Here is a 21,312-nt window from a genome sequence, read left to right as displayed (position 1 = left end):
GCAGGTGGAGGCAACCCTGCCTCCCGATCTGGACGTGCGCCTGTCCGAGCTCGGCGGCCAAGATCTCAGTCAGGAGGTGGTCTGGCAGGCACATCTCACTGCGTGGCTGGCACGCCTCGCTCCGGGCCTCGGGCTCGTGCTGCTGTTCGTGGCCGGCTGGATCCGCGCGCCCCGTTCGGGGCGGCTGCGCGATGCGCTCGCGAGTGTCGGTCGCGGGGCCGTTGCCGCCGGCTCGAGCTTGGTCCTCCTGCTGGTCGTCATCGGCTTCCTGGTGAGCCGGGTCGACGAGGAGGAGCTGACCGGTGCACTCCAGCGGGCCGTCTGGGCGGAGCTGAGTGCCAGCTTCTGGACCGCTGCTGCACTCGTGGCGTCGATCGGGGTGCTGCTCGTGCTCACCACCAGACGCCGGGGTCTGCCTGACCCGCGCTCGCTGCCCCGGACCCTGTCCACGTCCGGCCGGCGGTGGTCACCGGCCGTGGCCGTGGGCTCGCTCGCGTTGGGTGGGGCGCTCGTGTTGCAGCCCTCGGGGGTGCTGCGGGTCCTGGCGCAGTTCCTCGGGTTCACGCTCCTCCTGCTCGGCGTGGTCTCGTTGGTCTCGTCCGCGGTCGGCGCCGTGAGGGCACGAGCTGCATCGCGTCGCACAGGGCAGTCTGACCAGCCGCGGCGGGGGCGATCGCGCACCGCGATCGCGGTGGGGGTGGTCGCGCTGGTGGTCAGCTACGTCCTCGGTGCCGTCCCCGCCGATGACCTGGACGTCGTGCCCTCCGCCGCGACCGACACCACGACCTGCAACGGGCACGTCGAGCTGTGTCAGCGCCGCTTCGACGAGGTCGCGTTCCCGGCCACCCACAACTCGATGGCCGCGGCTGCCGAGCCGGGATGGTTCTTCGCGGAGCAGCCCGACGGGATCATCCGTCAGCTCGACCACGGGATCCGGGTGCTCCTCATCGACAGCTGGTACGCCCAGCGAACCTCTCGGCCCGGAGTCGTGGCCAACAGCGACGCCGATCGGGCCGCCGCTGTCGACGAGGTACGCCGCACGCTCGGGCCCGACGCCGTCGACAGCGCGGCCCGGTTGCGCGACGCCCTCGAGCTCCGCCCGCGCGGGCCGGTGGAGCCCTACTTGTGCCACGGTCTCTGCGTGCTGGGTTCCACCGCATGGCTGCCGGTCATGGAGGAGGTCGCCGAGTGGATGCGCTCGCACCCGCGCGAGGTCGTCACGTTCTTCGTCCAGGACCAGGTCAGCCCCACCGACACCGCCGAGCTCGTCGAGCGTGCTGGCCTGCGTTCGCTCGTGCACCAGCAACAACAGGGTGAGCCCTGGCCGACGCTGGGCTCCATGATCGACTCGGGCCGGCGCCTCGTGATCTTGATGGAGAACCGCAGCGGCGGTCAGGCCTACCCGTGGCTGCTGGACGGCTTCGCCTGGGTGCAGGACACCCCCTTTGACTTCCGCACTCCGGCGGAGTTCAGCTGTGCGCCGAACCGCGGAGCAGTCGACGCGCCGCTGTTCCTCCTCAACCACTGGATCACCGACAAGGCACGTGAGGTGACCAATGCTCGGACCGTCAACGCCAAGGACGTGCTGCTCGCTCGCGCCGAGGAGTGCCGGGCCGTGCGTCAGCTCTTGCCCAACTTCGTGGCGGTCGACTTCTACGACCAGGGTGACCTGCTGCCGGTCGTCGACGAGCTCAACGGACTCTGACGCCGCTCGGTCCAGTCAGGACAGGACCTTGGCCTTCGCCTGCGCGTAGTCCTCGGCCGAGATAGCTCCGCTGTCGCGGAGCTCGGCGAGCTCACGAAGCTCGTCGGCGACGCTCTTCCTGCTGCCGCCTGCTGCGTCCTGCACGTACGACCGGAAGCTGGCCTCCTGCGCGGCCGCCGCCTGCTGCTGGCGCTCGTGCATCGAGCTGCCTCGGGCGATGAGGTACACCAGTACGCCGAGCCAGGGGAGCAGGATGATGAAGATCGACCACAGCGCCTTGGCGCCGCCACCGAGCTCCCGGTCCCGGAAGATGTCGCTGATGATCGAGATCAAGAGCCAGATCCATGCCACCAACAGCATGAACCAGAACACCGAAACGACGACCTCCCACAGACCGAAATCATCATCCATTTCCTGCGCTCCTCTTCTGTGCACTGGTCACGCGCAGCCACGCGTCTTGTCATCTTGGCGCAACGAGGGCTCGCGCGGTACTCCCCACCACCCGTGAACCACGTGCCGGAACGCCGACGCCTGTTGGCGGTCTCTAGCCGGACCAGTCCCGGTACAACCCCAGCGCCACCGCTTCCTCCCGGAGCTCGTCGCGGACCCGGGGGTGAGCGGCGTAGTCGATCAGCTGTCGAGCCTGTTCGTGCTGGTCGTGCCCGAAGATCTGGGCCATGCCCTGCTCGGTGACGACCGCGCTCATCTGGAACGACGTGACCGGCTCGTCGACGAGGGGCACGATCGTGGAGACGTCGGCCTTCGGGTGCCAGGAGCGCAGGGCGATCACCGCCTGACCGCCGGGGCTGTGGAGCGCACCCACGATGAAGTCGGTCTGGCCGCCGAACCCGGAGTAGATCCGAGCCTGGATCCGCGAGGCGTTGGCCTGGCCGAAGAGGTCGACCTGCAGCGCGGTGTTGATGCTGACCATGGCCGGGTTGCGCGCGATGCGGCCGGGATCGTTGGTGGTCTCGGTCCGCGTGAGCCGGACCCGCTCGTTGCTGTCGACCCAGTCCAGCAGCTCCTCGGACCCGAACAGGAACGAGGCCGTGACCGGGACCTCCGGATCAAGGGCACCGGCTCGCTCCAGGGCGAGGACGGAGTCGGAGAACATCTCGGTCCAGATCCGGAGTCCGCGTCGGTCGGCGAGCCCCATCATGGTCGCGTCCGGGACCGACCCGATCCCGGCCTGCAGGGTGGCACCGTCGGGTACCCGATCGGCCACGAGGGCCCCGATCCGTGCCGACTCCTCATCGACGCGCACGGCGGGGGCGTGCGCCAGTGGCTCGGCGGCCTCGACCAGCTCGTCGACCAGGTCCAGGTCGAGCTCGCCGTCGCCGTACGTCCAGGGGAGGTGCTCGTTGACCTGCGCCACCACCAGTCCGCCGCGTTCGCGCGCCGACTCGATCGCGGCCGGGAGCACGTTGACCTCGGTGCCGAGCGACACCTTCCCGCCGCGGGGCGGGGTCGTGTGCACCACCACCAGGTCCGGCGGAGTGACCGTCTTGAGCATCGTCGGCACGAGTGAGAGCCGAGAGGGCAGGTAGCTGAGTCGGGGGCTGCGTCGCACGCCGGGGCCCACGAACGGAGTCTCCAGGACGACTCCGTCCCGGTCCGGCAGACCGGGCTGGCCGTTCAGCACCCACAGTCGGTACGACGGCAGGGCCGTGTCGACCAGTGCGAGGGTGTGCCAGGGGGTGGCATGGTTCCCGCTGACGACGACGCGGGGGTCAGGCGGCAGCTGGCGCAGTCGCTCCGCAAGGCTCACCGCACCATCCCAGCACGAGGACCGTGGGACTAGACCCGGTCGACCTCGGCGCGGGACGCGGTCCTCGCGACCGACATCAGTGCCAGCGCGACGAGGAACAGGGTGACCCCCAGGCCCATCGCCATCGCAGCGACGCCGTACGCGACCACGGACGTGAACAGGGAGGCCCGCAGGAAGGAGGCGGACATCGCGACCTCGCGGACCGGGTCATCCTGGTCGAGCTCCGCGTAGGTCTTCCCGCCGGTCGCCTCCAGGGCGTGCTTGTTGATGACCTCGGCCTGCGCGTAGGCCGAGAACGGGCCGTCCACCTCGTCACCGGCGAGGAAGTCGGCGTCCTCGGACACCGTGATGTTCTCGGCGCTGAGCTGGTCCGTGACCATGTACCACGTCGCCGCCCCGGCGATGACCATGACCACTCCGATGACGGCGACGACGACGGCGAGTCCGCGACCGCTTCCACTGCTCCGTGCCATGGTGACTCCTCGAGTACTCGGTGGGGTCTCAAGAACTAAGGCTTTGACGCTACCGCAGTGGAAACGGCGCATGACAGGTCCGACACGGCCGCGCCGCGCGGTCCGGCGAGAATTTCCGCGGCGCCACGGCTTCCGTTCCGCTCGACGATTGATAGGCTCAGACGCGCAACAGGTGCAAGTTCCAGCAGGTCTGACGCCCGCGGAGTTTGTGATCCAACGGCGTTTCTTCGGGTGTGTCTGCCAGTCACGCAAGTCGGAGCGACGTGTCACCGCATCTGCTGCAGGGCCGTCGAAGTGACGGCTCTCGCCCCGACGAAGGAGTATCGAGCAACTGGCTCAGGGCACCGTGAAGTGGTTCAACGCCGAGAAGGGCTTCGGCTTCATCGCGCAGGAGGACGGCGGCGACGACGTCTTCGTGCACTACTCGGCCATCCAGAGCCAGGGCTACAAGTCCCTGGACGAGAACCAGAAGGTGGAGTTCGACGTCACGCAGAGCCCGAAGGGCCCGCAGGCGGAGAACGTCCGTCCCCTCTGATCTGCACCTGATCGAGGACCGAACGAGGCCCCACCCGACACTCGGGTGGGGCCTCGTGCCGTATCGGATCCACAACTGAGGAAAAAGATTCCCATTCCGGGTTTGCCCCGGCCCGGAGTTGGGCATGGTTGCAGTCGGGATTCTGTTCAGCACGGGGGTGGGAGGGACAGCAACGGTGCACGATCAGTTCGACGTGACGCTCGAGGACTCCGACCTCTTGGGAGAGGTGGAGCTGACCACCAACCTCATCATCGCCGCCAGCGAGGCCGACGAGCACCTCGACCAGGCCGAGATCGACCGGATCCTCGGCGTCGCTCCCGCCCGTCACGACGAGGTCTGATCACACCTCAGCAGGTCGCGAACAGCACCGGGCCACTGGTCAGGTCCGACAACACGTACTCCCCCTCCCGCGGCTCCAGCTCCATCGTCACCACCGACCCGTCCGCACTCACCTTCCCCACCCGGAACCGGTCGGTGAAGTCGCCGCCCTGGCCCGGTGCCGGGCCGGCCGCCAGCACCGCGCGGGTGTCCGCGTTGGTCCGGGCCTGCTCCTCGTTCTCGAACGACATCGCCACCCGTACGTCGAGGCCGGGCTCGACCGCCATCGCGAAGCCGGTCAGCGGGTTGACATCTCCGGCGGCCGCGATCAGCTCGCGCGCGTGGTCCTGGTCCGCCTCGTCGGCGCTGCCCATCGCCAGTGCGCTGCAGGCCTGCGGACCGTCGTACACCGCCGCCGCCAGCGGGCCGCCGTCCGCCGCCACAGCGTCGATCACCGGGTCGAGCCCGGTCATCGGCCCGGCGTCACCGGTCACCGTCTCCATCGCCTGCTCGAGGTAGCCCTCCGTGTCGGACCCGACGACGAGCCGCCGGTCGGCGTCGATCGCCAGGAACTGCAGCTCGGGGGTGACGGTGCCGATCGTCGGGAGCAGGTCGACGCCGCCGATCCACACGCCGCCGTCCTCCTCCGGCCGCTGGTAGCCCAGCGCCTCGAGCCGCTCCTCCGTCGCCTCCAGGTCGGTGCTCTCGGGCAGCCGCATCACCACGGCCGCTCCCTCCTCGGACTGGCTCAACAGCTCCCAGTCGAGGGTCGCGGGCGAGAAGCCGTACTCCTCGTGCATGGCCTCGGCCGACCCCAGCAACGCGGACATCGGCGAGAGGTCGGCCTCGAAGGCGTCGTCGAGGAATCCCGCGACGGCTGCTGTGGAGGAGCCGGCGCCCACATCTGCCCCGAGCTCGCGCCGGATGCCGGCCCAGTCCGTGTAGGTCACCCGCTGGGCGCCCGCGGGAGCGACGGAGAGAGCCTGCTGGAAGTCACTCTGTCGGCTTGTCTGCCACCACCGCACGGCACCGAGCACCCCGGCGAGCACGAGGAGCAGGACGACGCACAGCAGGGCCAGCCGCTTGCCCACGCCGTCTCCTGTTCTGCTCGGGGTGGTGTGAGACTAACGCCATGCCACAGCGCAGGGACGTGCTCGCCGCCGGCGCCGTGGTCTTCCGTCCGGGCCGCCGGGTGCTGCTCGTCCACCGGCCTCGCTACGACGACTGGTCGTTCCCGAAGGGGAAGCTCGACCCCGGGGAGCACGCGGCCGTGGCAGCGGTCCGGGAGGTCGCCGAGGAGACCGGGCTGCACGTCCGGCTCGGGCCGCCCCTCGACTCCCAGCGCTACCCGGTCGATGCGCGCGGCAAGACCGTCCACTACTGGGTCGGCTGGCCAGTCGGCGACGACGACGTGTCGGGGTACCTCGTCAACGACGAGATCGACGACGTGGTCTGGCTGCCGTACGACGACGCCATCGAGCGGCTCAGCTATGAGCGGGACCGTGCGACTCTGGCCGCGGCGAGACGGCTGCGGAAGCAGACCCGGGCGCTGGTGGTGCTCCGCCACGGCAAGGCGAGGTCACGCAAGGCGTGGACCAAGAAGCCCGACCAGCTCCGGCCGCTGCTGTCACTCGGACACGACCAGGCGCAGCGGTTGGTCACGCTGCTCGCGGCGTACGACGTGACCCGACTGGTCACCTCCTCGAGCACCCGCTGCGTGCAGACCCTGCAGCCCTACGCCGACAGCACCGGCTGGGACCTCGAGGCGCACGACGGCCTCACCGAGGAGGAGGCGACCAAGAAGTCGGTCGACGTCCTCATCGGAGACCTCCTCGAGGACCGGCGGAGCTCGGTGCTCTGCACGCACCGCCCGGTGCTTCCCCGCGTCTTCGAGGCGCTCGGTGTCGAGGACGAGAAGCTCGACCCCGGCGCGATGCTGGTCGCTCACCACCGGAAGGGCCGGGTCGTCTCGGCCGAGATCTACACCCGACCCTGAGTCGGCCCGACGGACCCGACAGCGCCCGTTCGTGTGACGGCCGTCTCAGGGGCGAGCAACCTTCGGGATCCCGCCCGACCGCGTTCACCGTGCGTTCACCGGCGACCCGGGGTCCGGACACCTGCGCTCCCTACGTTCATGGGCGTCACACACACAGACCTTCAGGAGAGAAACGAAGTGAAGTGCACTTCCATCACCCGGGCGGCCCTGCCCGGCATGGCCGCTCTCGCGCTGCTGCTCAGCGCCTGCGGTGGGGGGCAGACCGCGAACGCGGACACCTCCACCGACGGTGCGAGCGGCTCGGTTGCGGTCGACGGCAGCTCGACCGTCTTCCCGCTGAGCGACGCCGCGGCGGAGCTGCTGGCCGGCGAGAACTCCGACATCCAGGTCACCGTCGGCGAGGCGGGCACCGGTGGCGGGTTCGAAGTGTTCTGCCAGGGCCAGACCGACGTCTCCGACGCGTCCCGCCCGATCGAGGGGGACGAGATCGCGGCGTGCGAGGACGCCGGTATCGAGTACACCGAGCTCCAGGTCGCGACCGACGCGCTCACCGTCGTCGTGCACCCCGACCTCGCCGTCGACTGCCTCACCGTGGACCAGCTGATCGAGCTGTGGGGGCCTGGCTCGAAGGTGGACAACTGGAGCGACCTCGACCCGAGCTTCCCCGATCAGGAGGTCGCGTTGTTCGGTCCCGGTACCGACTCCGGGACCTACGACTACATGGCCGCCGACGTGATCGGCGACGAGTCCGAGTCCACGCGCGACGACTACGAGTCCAGTGAGGACGACAACGTCCTCGTGCAGGGCGTGGCCGGCACCGAGGGCGCGACGGGCTACTTCGGCTACACCTACTACGAGGAGAACAGCGAGAGCCTCAAGGCGGTGGCGATCGACAGCGGCGCCGGGTGCGTCGCACCCTCCGCCGAGACCGCTGCGGACGGTAGCTACACGCCGCTCTCGCGGCCGCTGTTCATCTATGTGAACAACGCCAAGTACGACGAGAACGAGGCCACCCGGGCGTACGTCGACTTCTACATCGACAACCTCGCCGAGCTGGCCGAGGCGACCCAGTTCATCCCGCTGAACGACGAGCAGTACTCCGAGGCGCAGACGGCGCTCGGAGGAATCGCGAGCTGACGGCCGGGACGACGCTGGATGTCCATCACCCACAGTGCTGCGGGTCCGCCCTCCGGGGCGGGCCTGCAGCCCACGTCCGGCCGGTCCCTCAAGGGACGGCCCCGTCGCGGCGAGACGGTCATCAGAGGGGCGCTCTTCGTCGCCGCGATGATCTCGGTCCTCACCACGATCGGCATCGTCGTCACGCTGATCCGGCCGAGCCTCGACTTCTTCGCGGAGGCGTCGATCGTCCAGTTCCTCACCGGCACCGAGTGGGCCCCGCGCCGAGGAGAGTTCGGAGCAGTGCCGCTGGTCAAGGCGACGTTCCTGATCACGCTGATCGCGCTGGTCGTCGCGGTCCCGGTGGGCCTCGGAGCGGCGATGTACCTCTCGGAGTACGCGTCCGCCCGGGTCCGAAAGATCTTCAAGCCGGTGCTCGAGCTGTTGGCCGGTGTGCCGTCGGTCGTCTACGGCTTCTTCGCCCTGACCTTCGTGACCCCCTGGCTGCTGCAGGACCTCCTGTCCATGGACGTCGGGTTCACGAACGCGCTGGCAGCCGGCCTGGTGCTCGGCGTGATGATCGTCCCCACCGTGGCGTCGCTGTCGGAGGACGCCATGAGCGCGGTCCCGCTCGCGTTGCGACAGGGATCGCTCGCGATGGGCGCCAACAAGATGCAGACGACCCTCCGCGTCGTCTTCCCCGCCGCCCTCTCGGGCATCGCGGCGGCGATCGTGCTGGGGCTCTCCCGGGCGGTGGGGGAGACGATGATCGTGACGCTCGCCTCCGGCTCGCTGCCCAACATGAGCGGGGACCCGCGGGAGGGCATGCAGGCGATGACCGGCTTCATGGCCACCACCGCCGGCGGCGAGAACCCGGTCGGGTCCCTGGAGTACAACACCCTCTTCGCGATCGGCCTGCTGCTGTTCGCGATGACCCTCGTGATCAACATGATCAGCATCAGCCTGGTCCGACGCTACCGGCAGGAGTACTGATGGCCAGCGCAGTCGTGGCTGCCCGTGAGACCACGGTCGCGATCGCGACGGGCAGGAGCCGCGACCGGAGCGTCGCGTCGCTGGCGTTCCTGATCGCCTTGTGGTTCTCGCTGTTCTTCGGCGTGATGGTGCTGCTGGTACTGATCGTCTCGACCGCGCTCGACGGCGCGGCACGCATGGACGGAGCACTCTTCACCAACTACCTGTCCTCGCTCGAGCTGGACACGAGCGGCTTCCGTGCCGGCATCCTCGGCTCGATGTGGCTGATGCTGGGCACCTCGCTGCTCGCCGTACCGCTCGGCATCGCGTCGGCCCTCCACCTCGAGGAGTTCGCCGATCGAAATCGCTGGTACAACCGGATGATCGAGCTCAACCTCCAGAACCTGGCGGCGGTGCCTGCGGTGGTCTACGGATTGCTGGCGGTCGCCGCCATGTCGGTGCTGGGCTTCCAGGACAGTGGGATCGTGCTCGGTGGCTCGATCGCCCTCGCACTCCTGATCCTGCCGGTGGTCATCATCACCACACGTGAAGCCGTCCGCGCCGTGCCGCGCGAGATCCGCGACGGGTCGCTGGCGCTGGGCGCCACCGTGTGGCAGACCACCTGGCGACAGACGCTCCCCTCGGCGATCCCGGGGATCGCGACCGGGACCATCCTCGGCCTCTCCCGGGCGATCGGGGAGGCCGCTCCGCTGCTGCTCATCGGTGTCGCGGTCGGCATCCGGTTCGACCCGAACGGCTTCCTGAGCGCCTTCACGGCGCTGCCGATGCAGATCTACAACCAGACGTCGCGGCCGCAGGAGGAGCTCCAGACCGCCGCGGCCGCCGCGATCATCGTGCTGCTCGTGATGATCCTCGGCATGAACGCGCTCGCCATCTTGATCCGCAACAAGTTCCAGCGGAGCTGGTGACCGTGCCCACGCAACCCCACAGCTTCTCCACCCGAGAGGACCACACCGTGACCGTCATCGACGCCGAGGCCCCCACGACCCCGCGCAGCCCCGCAGGCCACGTCGGCCTGCTCACCGACGTGCACGGCGACGTCGAGCGGGTGCTCCCGGACGCCCCGCCCGACCCCGTCGTCGAGGCGTTCGGCCTCAACGTCTTCTACGGCGACTTCCACGCGGTCCACGACGTGAACCTGTCGTTCGGCAAGCACGAGATCACCGCGCTGATCGGACCGTCCGGCTGCGGCAAGTCGACCGTGCTCCGGTGCCTCAACCGGATGAACGACCTTGTGCCCACGGCCCGGGTGGAGGGCGACATCCTCTACCACGGCCAGAACATCTACGACCGGGGCGTCGACCCGATCGCGGTCCGCACCCACATCGGGATGGTCTTCCAGAAGCCCAACCCGTTCCCGAAGTCGATCTACGACAACATCGCCTACGGCCCCCGCGTGATCGGCATGAAGGTCGACGACATGGACGACGTCGTGGAGCAGGCCCTGCGCGGCGCCGCGCTCTGGGACGAGGTCAAGGACAAGCTGAGGCAGTCGGCGTACGGCCTCTCGGGTGGTCAGCAGCAGCGTCTCTGCATCGCCCGCACCATCGCGACCCGGCCCGACGTGATCCTGATGGACGAGCCCTGCTCGTCGCTCGACCCGATCGCAACCTCGCGGATCGAGGACCTGATGGTCGAGCTGCGCGAGGACTTCACGATCATCATCGTCACCCACAACATGCAGCAGGCGGCCCGGGTCTCCGACCGCACCGCGTTCTTCACCGCCCGCCCTGACGAGACCACCGGCAACCGCACCGGCCTCCTGGTCGAGTACGACCTCACCAGCCGGATCTTCACCAACCCCGCCGACCAGCGCACCGAGGACTACATCTCCGGCCGCTTCGGCTGACGTTGCCCCCCTCGGACGTCATACGTTCTGGTCGCTATAGCGACCGATTCGTATGACGTCCTGCTGGTCATCCACAGGTTGCCGGACGGGTCTGGCGGCATCTCTGGCGGGTGGTCAGGCTCGAGCCATGAACGAGGATCAAGCGGCCCGCGATCGTCGTACGGCGCTGCTCCGCGCCGCACGGCGTCGACGTGCCGAGGCGCTCGCAGCCGAGCAGGCCGGAGTCATGTCCCGCCTCCAGCTGTACGCCGCGCACGTGACTCGCGCCGAGGTGCGGGCCAATGTGCGGGCAGACCGGTGGCAACGGATCGGGCAGCAGTCGGTGGCGGTGTTCACCGGTGACCTTCCGCGGGAGGCGATGGAATGGGCGGCGGTGTTCGAGGCCGGTCCACGAGCGTTCCTCGACGGGGCGTCGTCGCTCATCGCGGGCGGGCTGAACAAGTTCGGGGTGGACCGGATCCGCGTGTCCGTGCCGCGAGGGGCGCGCGTGCGCCGTGGGCGCGGCTTGGACATCAGGCAGACTCGCCGCTGGGCGGCCGACGACCCGGCGCCCGGCACGGGTGTCCCGCGCAGCCGCAACGAGGTGGCCGCGGTCCGCGGCGCCTTGTGGGCGCGATCCGACAAGCAGGCTGCGCTGCTGATGACGATGGCGGTCCAGCAAGGGATGGTGACGGCTGAGCAGCTCGGCAAGCAGATGCTCCGGGTCAAGCGCGACAAGCGCCGGGTGTTCCTCCAGCAGCTGGTGCTGGACCTGCTCGGCGGCATCAGGTCCCTCGGCGAGCTCGACGTGGCGCGGGAGTGCCGGCGACGCGGACTGCCTGAGCCGACAAGGCAGGTGCTGCGGAAGGGCCGCCGCGGCACTTACTACCTCGACGTCTACTGGGAGGGCTGGGGGCTGGTCGTCGAAGTGGACGGCATCCACCACTCATGGGCGCAGAACGTCGTCGGCGACGCCTTGCGCCACAACGACGTAGCCCTGCAGGGCGACACGGTGCTACGGCTGCCCCTGCTGGGGCTCAGGGTTGCGCCGGACGACTTCTTCGAGCAGATCGAGCTGGCGCTGGTGGCCGCCGGTTGGTCGCGCTCGGACACCGCCGCCTGACCGCCCATCACCCACGAGGACGTCATACGAACTGGTCGCTATAGCGACCGAGCCGGATGACGTCCGGCGGGGAGCAGGGTCAGGGGATGACTTCGATGAAGAAGTGGCTGATGCCGTAGCAGATGGCGGCGGCAGTGCCGGCAGCCGGGAAGGTCAGCACCCAGGCGGTGAGGATCGAGCGGGCGACGCCCCAGCGGACCGCCGAGAGTCGCTTGGTGGCGCCCACACCCATCACTGCGGAGGTGATGGTGTGGGTGGTCGAGATCGGGGCCTCGAAGACGAAAGCCGTCGTGTACAGGACGCCCGCACCGACGGTCTCGGCTGCGAACCCGCGAGCGGGATCGAGGTGGATGATCCGGCGGCCGAGCGTGCGCATGATGCGCCATCCGCCTGCGTAGGTGCCGGCTGAGATGGCGGTCGCGGCGGCGATGACGATCCAGAGCGGGAGATCCTCCTGCGGGTTCTCCAGGCCCCCGTAGTAGCCAGCCGTGGTGACGGCCAGGAAGATCACACCCATCGTCTTCTGGGCGTCCTGCAGGCCGTGCCCGAGCGCGAGCGCCGCGGCCGACACGGTCTGCATCAGTCGGAAGCCACGTTGCACCCGGTGGGGGTTGCGCCGTCGGAAGATCCACATGATCGCCAGCATCACCAAGAATGCGGCCACGAAGCCGAACAGCGGCGATCCGACCATCGGGATGAGTACCTTGTCCACGATGGTCGACCACTTCACCAGCGCGCCGCCTGCCAGCGCGGCACCCACCAGGCCACCGATCAAGGCGTGGGACGACGACGAGGGCAGGCCGTAGTACCAGGTGATGAGGTTCCAGGTGATAGCACCGAGCAGTCCCGACAGGACGATCACCAGGCCGTGCGTGTCGGCACCGGGTGTGATGACCCCCTGGACGGTCTGGGCCACCTCCTGACCCAGCAGGGCGCCGACGAAGTTCATGATCGCAGCGAGGGTGAGCGCGACCCGAGGGGTCAGCGCGCCGGTCGACACCGAGGTGGCGATGGCGTTGGCCGCGTCGTGGAAGCCGTTGGTGTAGTCGAACACCAGGGCAACCACGACCACCGCGACGATGATCGCGAGCTCCATGGACGTCAGGACTCCTTGACGGCGATCTGCTCGACGATGTTCGCAACCTTCTCGAACGCGTCGATGGCCCCCTCCAGCGAGGTCACGATGTCCTTGAGCTTCAGCACGTCGAGTGCCTCGTAGCCACCGCTGAAGAGCTTGGCCAGGGTCCGGCGGTAGGACTTGTCGCCCGCGTTCTCCAGTCGGTTGATCTCGATCCAGTACTCCTCGAGGTCCTTCATCGACTGCAGCCGCGGCATCGCGTCGTTGGTGATCTCGGCGCATCGCTGGATCACCTCCACCAGCGTGGACAGCTCGGAGGGCAGCTCCTGCACCTCGTAGAGGAGGATCAGGTCGACGACCTCGTCCATCATGTCCATGACGTCGTCGAGACCGGACGCGAGGGCGTAGATGTCCTCCCGGTCGAACGGTGTGACGAACGTGCTGTTGACCCGGCGCACGATCGCGTGCGTGGTCTCGTCGGCGTCGTGCTCGGCCTCCCGCATCCGGCGGGCGACGTCGCTGCGGTCGCTGTCCGACGCGAGCATCTCCGCGAGCAGCTCGGCACCCACGGTGAGGTGCTGCGTCATGACGGCGAAGAGGTCGTAGAACGAGGCGTCGACAGGGCGGAACTTCAGACGCACGGTGAACTCCTGGTGAGGCGGAGCAGAACGTCCCACAGACTAGGGGGTGGTCGGTCCGGAGACGCAACTCAGGGCCGCCCCCCAGGCTCGCTCAGACCGTCGTACGCCGCCGCCGCTGGCGCTCGACCAGGTACTCCTGAGCGTGGATCTCCCCGGCGTTGCGCCGCCAGCTGCCGTCGGGCTGGAGGACCCAGGCGGCCGTGTCCTCGTCGAAGACCAGGTCGAGCACGGCGCGCACCTCGGCGACGTTGTCCGGGTTCGGCAGCCGCACCAGCACCTCGACGCGGCGGTCCAGGTTGCGGTGCATCAGGTCCGCCGACCCGATCCAGGCGGCGGGCTCGCCGCCGTTCTCGAACCAGTAGACCCGACTGTGCTCCAGGAAACGGCCCAGGATCGACCGCACCTCTATCCGCTCGGACAGCCCGGGCACGCCCGGCCGCAGCGCGCAGATGCCGCGGATCAGTGCCTCGACGCGGACGCCCTCCGACGACGCGACGTAGAGGGCGTCGATCATCTCCTCGTCGACGACCGAGTTCGCCTTGATCCGGATCCCCGCCGGTCGGCCGGCCCGGGCGTGCTCGATCTCACGGTGGATCTGCTCGATCAGCCCGGTCCGCAAGGAGTCGGGAGCCACCAGGATCTCGGCGTACGACGCCTTGCGCGAGTAGCCGGAGAGGTTGTTGAACAGGTGGGCGACGTCCTCACAGATCGCCTCGTCGGCCGTGATCAGTCCGAGGTCCTCGTACATGCGCGCGGTCTTGGAGTTGTAGTTGCCGGTGCCGATGTGGACGTAGCGGCGGATGCCACCCCCACCGTCGCCCTCGTCGCGCACGACGAGCGACAGCTTGCAGTGGGTCTTGAGGCCGACCTGGCCGTACACGACGTGACAGCCGGCCTGCTCGAGCTTGCGCGCCCACCGGATGTTGGCCTGCTCGTCGAACCGGGCCTTGATCTCCACGATCACCAGCACCTGCTTGCCGGCCTCGGCCGCGTCGATGAGCGCGTCGATGATCGGGGAGTCACCGGAGGTGCGGTAGAGGGTCTGCTTGATCGCCAGCACGTGCGGGTCCGCTGCTGCCTGCTCGATGAACCGCTGCACGCTGGTCGCGAACGAGTCGTACGGGTGGTGCAGGAGTACGTCGTGCCGCTGGGTCGCCTTGAAGACGTCGACCGGCGCCGCCGACTCGACCTCCGCGAGGTGCCGGTGGGTGCTCGGGATGAACGCCGGGAACTTGAGCTCCTCGCGCTGCAGGTCGGCGATGTCGTGCAGCCCGGTGAGGTCGAGCGGGCCAGGGAGCCGGAACACCTCGTCGGTGGAGATGCCGAGCTCGGAGATCAGCAGGTCCAGGACCGCGGGGGTGATCGACGCCTCGACCTCCAGCCGCACGGGAGGCCCAAAGCGCCGCCGCAGCAGACCCTTCTCCAGCGCGGTGAGCAGGTTCTCGGCATCGTCCTCCTCGACCTCCAGGTCCTCGTTGCGGGTGACCCGGAACGTGTGGACCTGCAGCACCTCCATGCCAGGGAAGAGCCGGCGCAGGTGCTCGCTGATCACGTCCTCCAGCGGCACGAAGCGGTCGTTGCCGAGCGGCACGAACCGATGGAAGCTCGGTGGCACCTTCACGCGGGCGAAGTGCTCCTTGCCCGACTTGGGGTTGCGCACCAGCACGGCCAGGTTGAGCGACAGCCCGGAGATGTAGGGGAACGGGTGTGCGGGGTCGACCGCCAGGGGGGTCAGCACCGGGAAGATCCGGTCCTTGAAGAGCTTCTTGCAGTACTTCTGCTCGTCCCGGTCGAGATCGTCCCACCGCACGAGCTGGATGCCGTGGTCCAGCAGGGCCGGGACGATCTCGTCGGCGAAGATCGCTGCGTGCCGCTGGGTCAGCCGGTCCGTCTCCGCCCAGATGTTCTCCAGCACCTCGCGGGGCATCAGCCCGGACGCCGCCCGCAGCGCGACCCCGGCCGCGATCCGCCGCTTGAGCCCGGCCACGCGCACCATGAAGAACTCGTCGAGGTTGCTCGCGAAGATCGCCAGGAACCGCGCCCGCTCCAGGAGTGGCACCTGCGGGTCCTCGGCCAGCTCGAGCACCCGCTGGTTGAAGTGCAGCCACGACAGCTCGCGGTCGAGGAACCGGTCGTCGTGCTTCGCGATCGCCTCGAGCACGGCCGGATCGGGGACGTACACCGCCCTCTCGGCCGCGGCTGTCTCGTCGTCCGCGGCCGGCTCGTGCGTGCGGTCGAGCGTGGTCACCCCGCCAGTGTCGCACCCTTCGGAGCACCCGTTCCGCGGGTCTTGGCGGGTCGGGCGGCTCTCACGGGGACTCGATGATCAGCGTCACCGGTCCGTCGCCGACGCTGGCGACCCGCATGTCCGCGCCGAAGAGGCCGCGTTCCACTCGGATCCCGTCGCGGCTCAGTGCCTCGCAGACGGCGTCGTACGCCGGTTCGCTGACCGGCTGGGGGGCCGCCGCCAGCCAGGTGGGGCGCCGACCTTTGCGACCGTCGCCGTACAGCGTGAACTGGCTGATCACGAGCACGGGCGCTCCCGCGTCGGAGACGGACTGCTCGTCGCGGAGCAGCCGCAGGTCGCGGATCTTGCCGACCGTCCACGCGATCTCCTGGGGGCCGTCGTCGTGCGTGACACCGAGGTAGACCAAGAGGCCCGGCTCGTCGATCGCGCCGACGACCTGGCCGTCGACCGTGACGGAGGCGGACAGCACCCGCTGGATCACCGCGCGCATGGCACTAGTCTCCCAGCCGTGACCGAGAACATCGTGCCCGCCGACCGCCTGCTCGTGACCGTCGCCCCGACCGGCGCGGAGACCGCGAAGGAGTCGTGCCCGCAGCTGCCGACGACGCCGGAGGAGATCGCCGAGACGGCGGCCTCCTGCGAGGCCGCGGGAGCAGCCATGATCCACATCCACGTTCGCGACGCTGACCATCGTCCGACGCTCGACCTCGCGCTCCTGCGCGAGTGGGTCGCGGCGGTGCGTGAGTCGTCGTCGCTGGTGGTGCAGCTCTCGACGGGCGGCTCGGTCCACGACCCGCTGGACCAGCGGCTCAGGGTGCTCGACGCCCAGCCGGACTCGTGCTCGCTCACGATGGGCACCACCAACTTCGGCGACGACGTCTTCTCGAACCCGTGGCCGTTCGTCTGTGAGCTCTACCAGCTCAGCCAGGAGCGCGAGGTGGTGCCGGAGTTCGAGCTGTTCGACCTCGGGCAGGTGCACGCGCTGTCGCGGCTGCTGGACAAGTACGGCCCGCCGTACGGCGGCCGCGTCCACTGCGACCTCGTGATGGGTGTCCCCGGCGGCATGAACGGCACCACCGACGCGCTGGTCGCCGCCGTCCGCGACCTGCCCGCCGCGACGACCAGCTGGTCGGCCACCGGCATCGGCCGGTCCACCCTCGCTGTGGCGCTCGCGTCGCTGTCGAAGGGCGGCCACCTCCGCGTCGGAATGGAGGACGTCCTGACCCTCGCCAAGGGCGTCCCCGTCGAGCACAACCGGCAGCTCGTGGAGCGGGTGGTCGCAATCGGCACGCTCGCCCAGCGCACCCCGATGTCGACCGCCGAGGCACGCACGTTCCTCGGCATCCGTTGAGTCGTGCCCTGTTCGACAGCGGGGCACGAATCGACCGGCAGGGGGCACGAATTGACGTGCGTGGGTCAGTAGACGAGCGCCTGGACGCCGTCGCCCAGGATCTCCTCGGCGAACACCGCCGCCCCGGCGATCCGTACGCCTTTCACGACGTCGTCCTCGCCGATCTCACGACGAGCGGCGCACTGGGTGCACAGCGTGACCTGGCCGCCGGCGATCACGGCGTCGCGCAGGTCTGCCAGCGGCGTGGCCAGCGGCAGGGAGAACTCCTCGGCGCGACCCGGTACGGCGAACCACGCGGCCTCGCCGGTGAGCCACAGGCTCACGTCGACCCCGGCCGCGACCGCCGCGGCGGCCACGGTGAACGCCTGGTTGGACCGCTCCTTGTCGTCGGATCCGCACGTCACCTTGACCACCAGCGTCCTCGCCATGGAGCCACCCTAGACGCGCCCTAGACTCGATCCCATGCCGTTCCAGATCCCCGAGAACATCCACCCGAGCTGCGCCCGGCTGGCGTGGCTGATCGGGACCTGGGAGGGCAACGGGCACGGGGAGTACCCCACGATCGAGCCGTTCCAGTTCGGTCAGGAAGTGATCTTCCAGCAGGACGGTCGTCCGTTCATCCACTACTTCAGCCGGGCCTGGCTCACCGACGGCGAGGGCACGGTGATCCGGCAGGCCGCACAGGAGACCGGCTTCCTCCGGCCGCAGGAGGACGGCACGCTCGAGATGGTGCTCACCCACAACCTGGGCTTCGTCGAGATCTGGCACGGCGAGATCCACCCCGAGCAGCCTCGGTTCGAGATCGCGACCGACGCGGTGGCACGCACCTCCTCCGCCAAGGAGTACGTCGGCGGCAAGCGGCTCTACGGCTACGTCAACGGCGACCTGATGTACGCCTTCGACATGGCTGCCATGGGCCAGCAGCTGCAGCCGCACACCCACGCCCAGCTGGTCCGCGCCGGTGGTTGAGGTGCGATCGCAGCGAGCCTCGACACCCCCGGCCGCCGACTGGCGCACCCAGCTCCGTGAGCGGGGCTACCGGCTCACGCCCCAGCGGGAGCTGATCCTCGCCGCCGTGGAACGGCTCGGTCACGCCACCCCGGACGAGGTGCTGGCGGCCGTGCGCGAGCAGTCGTCCGCGGTCAACGTGTCCACCGTCTACCGCACCCTCGAGGTGCTCGAGGAGCTCGGCCTGGTCCGGCACGCCCACCTGTCCGACCGCGCGCCAACGTACCACTCGGTGACCGACGGGGAGCACTTCCACCTGGTGTGCCGGAATTGTCGGCGGGTCATCTCGGTTGACCCAGGTGTGCTGAACCCTCTGCAGGACGAGCTCGCGGCCGACCACGGCTTCACAGTCGACGTCGGTCACCTGACCGTCTTCGGGAGGTGCTCCGAGTGTCAGTGACCAGTCCCCTTCTCGATCTGCCCGGCGCAGTGGCGGCTGAGGGCGTCGACGCCCGCGTTGCAGCGCACTACGGCTCGTTCAACCGCGAGCAGCGGACGCTAGCGAGCGGGGACGGCTTCGTCGACCTGTCCCACCGCGACGTGCTCCGAGTCGCCGGACCCGACCGGCTCACCTGGCTCCACTCGCTCACGACGCAGCACCTCACCGGCCTGGCGCCGGGGGAGTGGACGCAGGCGCTGGTGCTCAGTCCCAACGGCCACGTGGAGCACGCCATCACCGGCGTCGACGACGGCGAGGCGCTCACCCTCCACACCGAGCCCGGCGCCGGCGCCTCGCTCCTGGAGTTTCTCCAGCGGATGGTCTTCATGATGCGGGTCGAGATGTCCGACGTCTCCGACGACGTCGCTGTCGCGTGGCGGCCGAAGGGCTACGACCTGGTGCCGCGCGACCGGCTGACGACGTACGCCGAGGCGGCTGGTCCGGCCTGCGGCCTGTGGGCGTTCGAGGCACTCCGGATCGCTCGCGGTGAGCCGCGGTTCGGTGTCGACACCGACCACCGCACCATCCCCAACGAGGCCGGCTGGATCCCCTCGGCGGTCCACCTCGACAAGGGCTGCTACCGCGGGCAGGAGACGGTCGCGCGGGTCCACACGTTGGGTCGGCCGCCGCGGCGCCTCACGCTGCTGCACCTCGACGGGTCCGAGAACCGGCTTCCCGTGCGGGGCGCCGACCTCACCCAGGGCGACAAGGTCGTCGGATTCGTTGGCTCCAGTGCCCGGCACTTCGAGCTGGGTCCGATCGCACTGGCCCTGGTGAAGCGCAACGTCCCGGTCGACGTGACCCTCGAGGCCGACGGACTGGTGGCCTCGCAGGAGGTCCTGGTCGATCCTGAGATCGGCCTGCACGTCCGCCCCAAGCTGCGCTGACCCGTCACTCGTGAGCACTTGAAACCCGCCGAGCCGTCAATTGTGAGCACTTCGATCCCGCCGAGCCGTCACTTGTGCGCCCTTCGATGCCGCCGAGCCGTCACTTGTGCGCCCGTCGATCCCGCCGAGCCGTCACTGGTGAGCACGTGGATCGAGCCGAGCCGACCGAGTTGACCTGACGGCGGTCGCCAGCATGGGTCCTGAACGGCTTTCAAGTCTTCGCCAGTGACGGCTCGGGCCTCCGCAAACCTGCACAAGTGACGGCTCGCGCCTGTTGAGACCTGCACAACTGACGGCTCGTGCCTGTTGAGACCTGCACAACTGACGGCTCGGGCCCGTTGAGACCTGCAGAAGTGACGGGTCAGGGGCGACGTCGATACATCACGTGGGTGTCTCGCGCATGGTGGGTGAAGCCCAGGCCGCGGTAGAGGCCGATGGCGGGCAGGTTGTCCGACTCGACGTAGAGCTCGACCTCCGACACGCCGCGGCCGGCGAGGTGGGAGAGCCCCGCGCGGGTCAGGGCGCGGCCGAGACCGAGCCCTTGGGCATTGGGATCGATGCCCACGACGTACACCTCCCCGAGCGCGGGGGAGTGCTGCTTGGTCCAGTGGAATCCCAGCATTCGGCCGTCGTCGATCGCGACCAGCAGGCCGTCGGCGTCGAACCACGGCTCGCCCATCCGCTCGGCGAGGTCGCTCTCGCTCATCGAGCCCTGCTCGGGGTGGTCGGCGAACGCAGCGGCGTTGACCCGCAGCAGCTCCGACTGGTCGCCCACGCGGTAGCTGCGGATCACCACACCTTCCGGGACCGACACCTCGCCGACCGGCTCGGCCGCCGGCCGACGCATGACCCACAGCTCGCGGACCTTCTCGAAGCCGTGCCGCGCCGCGAGTCGGGCGGCAGCCGGGTGGTCCGCGTGCGACCACGCCTGCAGCGCACCTTCGTGCGTGTGCGTCGCCAGTGCCTGGCCGAGCAGCGACTCCCCGACGCCCTTCCGTCGCGCGGCGGGCCGCACGGTGAGCGACAGATCACCCCCCGCGACGAGCGCGAACCCCTCGTCGGTGACCCACGACTCGACGTCGTCGGCGCGGTTGCGCAGGGTCAACCAGGTCGCCTCGTCGATCGGCGCAGCTCCGTCGGATGCCTCCGACTCAGCGGCGATGTCGGCGATGAGTCTCACGCGCTCCGCATCCACGCAGCCGAGAGTACGTCGCTCACGCGTCCTGGGAGTCGCGGGCCGGTGCGCCTTCCTGCTCCGTGGTGGGCAGGACGAAGCGGTACCCCACGTTGCGGACCGTCCCGATCAGCATCTCGTGCTCGGGGCCGAGCTTGGCGCGGAGCCGCCGGACGTGGACGTCCACGGTGCGCGTGCCGCCGAAGTAGTCGTACCCCCACACCTCCTGCAGGAGCTGTTGCCGGCTGAACACGCGGCCGGGGTGCTGGGCGAGGTACTTGAGGAGCTCGAACTCCTTGTAGGTCAGGTCGAGCGTGCGCGAGCCCAGCTTCGCTGTGTACGTCGCCTCGTCGACGACCACCTCGCCGGACCGGATCACGTGGGCGTCGGGGTCGTCGGCCTCCCGTTCGGCGCGCAACCGCCCAGTCACGAGCCTCATACGCGCCTCGAGCTCGCCTGGTCCGATGGTGGTGAGGAGGACGTCGTCCATGCCCCAGTCGTGGCTGACCGCGGCGAGGCCACCCTCGGTGAGCACCAGCAGCACCGGGATCCGGACGCCGGTGGTGCGGATCAGGCGGCACAGGTCGCGCGCCTGCGCGAGGTCCTGTCGACCGTCGACGAGGAGCAGGTC

General features: G+C 69.4%; 24 protein-coding genes. 13 read left to right on the top strand and 11 right to left on the bottom strand.

What is annotated here, in order from left to right; all coding sequences use genetic code 11:
• The coding region (locus VFZ39_RS03870; protein WP_330864405.1) for a hypothetical protein at positions 1-1,705 on the top strand (1,705 nt) is incomplete at its 5' end.
• Positions 1,706-1,720: 15 nt separating this feature from the next.
• Here the strand turns inward: VFZ39_RS03870 and VFZ39_RS03865 are convergent.
• From VFZ39_RS03865 to VFZ39_RS03855, 3 genes are all read right to left on the bottom strand, one after another.
• Positions 1,721-2,116, bottom strand: a complete 396-nt coding sequence (locus VFZ39_RS03865; protein WP_330864403.1) for an SHOCT domain-containing protein — start codon at positions 2,114-2,116, stop codon at positions 1,721-1,723.
• Positions 2,117-2,249: 133 nt separating this feature from the next.
• On the bottom strand, positions 2,250-3,473 hold the full coding sequence (locus VFZ39_RS03860; RefSeq protein ID WP_330864402.1) for an acetyl-CoA hydrolase/transferase family protein: 1,224 nt from the start codon (positions 3,471-3,473) through the stop codon (positions 2,250-2,252).
• Positions 3,474-3,502: 29 nt separating this feature from the next.
• Complete coding sequence (locus tag VFZ39_RS03855; protein WP_330864401.1) at positions 3,503-3,946, bottom strand: aromatic ring-opening dioxygenase LigA; 444 nt, start codon at positions 3,944-3,946, stop codon at positions 3,503-3,505.
• Between the two features lie 331 nt (positions 3,947-4,277).
• Between VFZ39_RS03855 and VFZ39_RS03850 the strand changes: the two genes are divergently transcribed.
• Together VFZ39_RS03850 and VFZ39_RS03845 are read left to right on the top strand one after the other, a co-directional pair.
• Positions 4,278-4,481: a cold-shock protein gene (locus VFZ39_RS03850; protein ID WP_330864408.1), complete on the top strand. Its 204-nt coding sequence runs from the start codon at positions 4,278-4,280 to the stop codon at positions 4,479-4,481.
• A 175-nt stretch (positions 4,482-4,656) separates the two neighbouring features.
• The gene (locus VFZ39_RS03845; RefSeq protein ID WP_330864400.1) at positions 4,657-4,821 is read left to right on the top strand and encodes a hypothetical protein; all 165 of its coding nucleotides are present in this window, start codon (positions 4,657-4,659) and stop codon (positions 4,819-4,821) included.
• Positions 4,822-4,828: 7 nt separating this feature from the next.
• Here the strand turns inward: VFZ39_RS03845 and VFZ39_RS03840 are convergent, their stop codons facing one another.
• Positions 4,829-5,890, bottom strand: coding sequence for a hypothetical protein (locus tag VFZ39_RS03840; RefSeq protein WP_330864399.1), 1,062 nt, complete (start codon positions 5,888-5,890; stop codon positions 4,829-4,831).
• A gap of 41 nt (positions 5,891-5,931) precedes the next feature.
• Here VFZ39_RS03840 and VFZ39_RS03835 point away from each other — a divergent pair, with 41 nt between their 5' ends.
• From VFZ39_RS03835 to VFZ39_RS03810, 6 genes are all read left to right on the top strand, one after another.
• Positions 5,932-6,795 (top strand): NUDIX hydrolase, encoded by an 864-nt coding sequence (locus tag VFZ39_RS03835; RefSeq protein WP_330864398.1) that lies wholly within the window; start codon positions 5,932-5,934, stop codon positions 6,793-6,795.
• Positions 6,796-6,972: 177 nt separating this feature from the next.
• A complete protein-coding gene (locus VFZ39_RS03830) occupies positions 6,973-7,932 on the top strand; it encodes a PstS family phosphate ABC transporter substrate-binding protein (protein WP_330864397.1) in 960 nt (319 codons plus the stop codon).
• Between the two features lie 18 nt (positions 7,933-7,950).
• Positions 7,951-8,904 carry a phosphate ABC transporter permease subunit PstC gene (gene pstC, locus VFZ39_RS03825; RefSeq protein ID WP_330864396.1) on the top strand — a complete coding sequence of 318 codons (954 nt, stop codon included), beginning with the start codon at positions 7,951-7,953 and terminating at the stop codon, positions 8,902-8,904.
• Positions 8,904-9,812, top strand: a complete 909-nt coding sequence (gene pstA / locus VFZ39_RS03820; RefSeq protein ID WP_330864395.1) for a phosphate ABC transporter permease PstA — start codon at positions 8,904-8,906, stop codon at positions 9,810-9,812. The genes pstC and pstA overlap by 1 nt, the downstream gene beginning before the upstream one ends.
• Positions 9,813-9,952: 140 nt before the next feature.
• On the top strand, positions 9,953-10,753 hold the full coding sequence (gene pstB / locus VFZ39_RS03815; RefSeq protein ID WP_330864407.1) for a phosphate ABC transporter ATP-binding protein PstB: 801 nt from the start codon (positions 9,953-9,955) through the stop codon (positions 10,751-10,753).
• A gap of 127 nt (positions 10,754-10,880) precedes the next feature.
• Positions 10,881-11,855: a hypothetical protein gene (locus VFZ39_RS03810; protein ID WP_330864394.1), complete on the top strand. Its 975-nt coding sequence runs from the start codon at positions 10,881-10,883 to the stop codon at positions 11,853-11,855.
• A 79-nt stretch (positions 11,856-11,934) separates the two neighbouring features.
• Here VFZ39_RS03810 and VFZ39_RS03805 read toward each other — a convergent pair whose 3' ends face one another.
• The 4 genes from VFZ39_RS03805 to dtd all read right to left on the bottom strand — a co-directional run bounded on the left by VFZ39_RS03805 (position 11,935) and on the right by dtd (position 16,312).
• The gene (locus VFZ39_RS03805; protein ID WP_330864393.1) at positions 11,935-12,951 is read right to left on the bottom strand and encodes an inorganic phosphate transporter; all 1,017 of its coding nucleotides are present in this window, start codon (positions 12,949-12,951) and stop codon (positions 11,935-11,937) included.
• A 5-nt stretch (positions 12,952-12,956) separates the two neighbouring features.
• Positions 12,957-13,574 carry a DUF47 domain-containing protein gene (locus VFZ39_RS03800; protein ID WP_330864392.1) on the bottom strand — a complete coding sequence of 206 codons (618 nt, stop codon included), beginning with the start codon at positions 13,572-13,574 and terminating at the stop codon, positions 12,957-12,959.
• A gap of 91 nt (positions 13,575-13,665) precedes the next feature.
• Complete coding sequence (locus VFZ39_RS03795) at positions 13,666-15,756, bottom strand: RNA degradosome polyphosphate kinase (RefSeq protein WP_330864406.1); 2,091 nt, start codon at positions 15,754-15,756, stop codon at positions 13,666-13,668.
• Between the two features lie 127 nt (positions 15,757-15,883).
• On the bottom strand, positions 15,884-16,312 hold the full coding sequence (gene dtd, locus VFZ39_RS03790) for a D-aminoacyl-tRNA deacylase (protein WP_330864391.1): 429 nt from the start codon (positions 16,310-16,312) through the stop codon (positions 15,884-15,886).
• Positions 16,313-16,330: 18 nt separating this feature from the next.
• On the opposite strand from dtd, the gene VFZ39_RS03785 reads away from it, so the two are divergent.
• On the top strand, positions 16,331-17,173 hold the full coding sequence (locus VFZ39_RS03785) for a 3-keto-5-aminohexanoate cleavage protein (protein ID WP_330864390.1): 843 nt from the start codon (positions 16,331-16,333) through the stop codon (positions 17,171-17,173).
• Between the two features lie 65 nt (positions 17,174-17,238).
• On the opposite strand, the gene VFZ39_RS03780 is transcribed toward VFZ39_RS03785, so the two are convergent.
• Positions 17,239-17,601, bottom strand: a complete 363-nt coding sequence (locus VFZ39_RS03780; RefSeq protein ID WP_330864389.1) for a DsrE family protein — start codon at positions 17,599-17,601, stop codon at positions 17,239-17,241.
• A 34-nt stretch (positions 17,602-17,635) separates the two neighbouring features.
• Between VFZ39_RS03780 and VFZ39_RS03775 the strand changes: the two genes are divergently transcribed.
• From VFZ39_RS03775 to VFZ39_RS03765, 3 genes are read left to right on the top strand one after another with little or no spacing between them, the layout of a single operon-like run.
• Positions 17,636-18,142: an FABP family protein gene (locus tag VFZ39_RS03775; protein WP_330864388.1), complete on the top strand. Its 507-nt coding sequence runs from the start codon at positions 17,636-17,638 to the stop codon at positions 18,140-18,142.
• Between the two features lies 1 nt (position 18,143).
• A complete protein-coding gene (locus VFZ39_RS03770) occupies positions 18,144-18,581 on the top strand; it encodes a Fur family transcriptional regulator (protein WP_330864387.1) in 438 nt (145 codons plus the stop codon).
• Positions 18,572-19,507 (top strand): YgfZ/GcvT domain-containing protein, encoded by a 936-nt coding sequence (locus VFZ39_RS03765; protein WP_330864386.1) that lies wholly within the window; start codon positions 18,572-18,574, stop codon positions 19,505-19,507. The genes VFZ39_RS03770 and VFZ39_RS03765 overlap by 10 nt, the downstream gene beginning before the upstream one ends.
• Before the next feature lie 361 nt (positions 19,508-19,868).
• Here VFZ39_RS03765 and mshD read toward each other — a convergent pair whose 3' ends face one another.
• Positions 19,869-20,702: a mycothiol synthase gene (mshD, locus tag VFZ39_RS03760; protein WP_330864385.1), complete on the bottom strand. Its 834-nt coding sequence runs from the start codon at positions 20,700-20,702 to the stop codon at positions 19,869-19,871.
• 19 nt (positions 20,703-20,721) lie between these two features.
• Positions 20,722-21,312 (bottom strand): winged helix-turn-helix transcriptional regulator (locus tag VFZ39_RS03755; RefSeq protein WP_330864384.1); only part of this gene is annotated, 591 nt, incomplete at its 5' end.

Source organism: Nocardioides sp. (genome assembly GCF_036374615.1).
In the GTDB taxonomy this organism is placed as follows: domain Bacteria; phylum Actinomycetota; class Actinomycetes; order Propionibacteriales; family Nocardioidaceae; genus Nocardioides.
The sequence above is the reverse complement of the archived record's forward strand: the minus strand, read 5'-3'. Positions and strand labels throughout refer to the sequence as shown.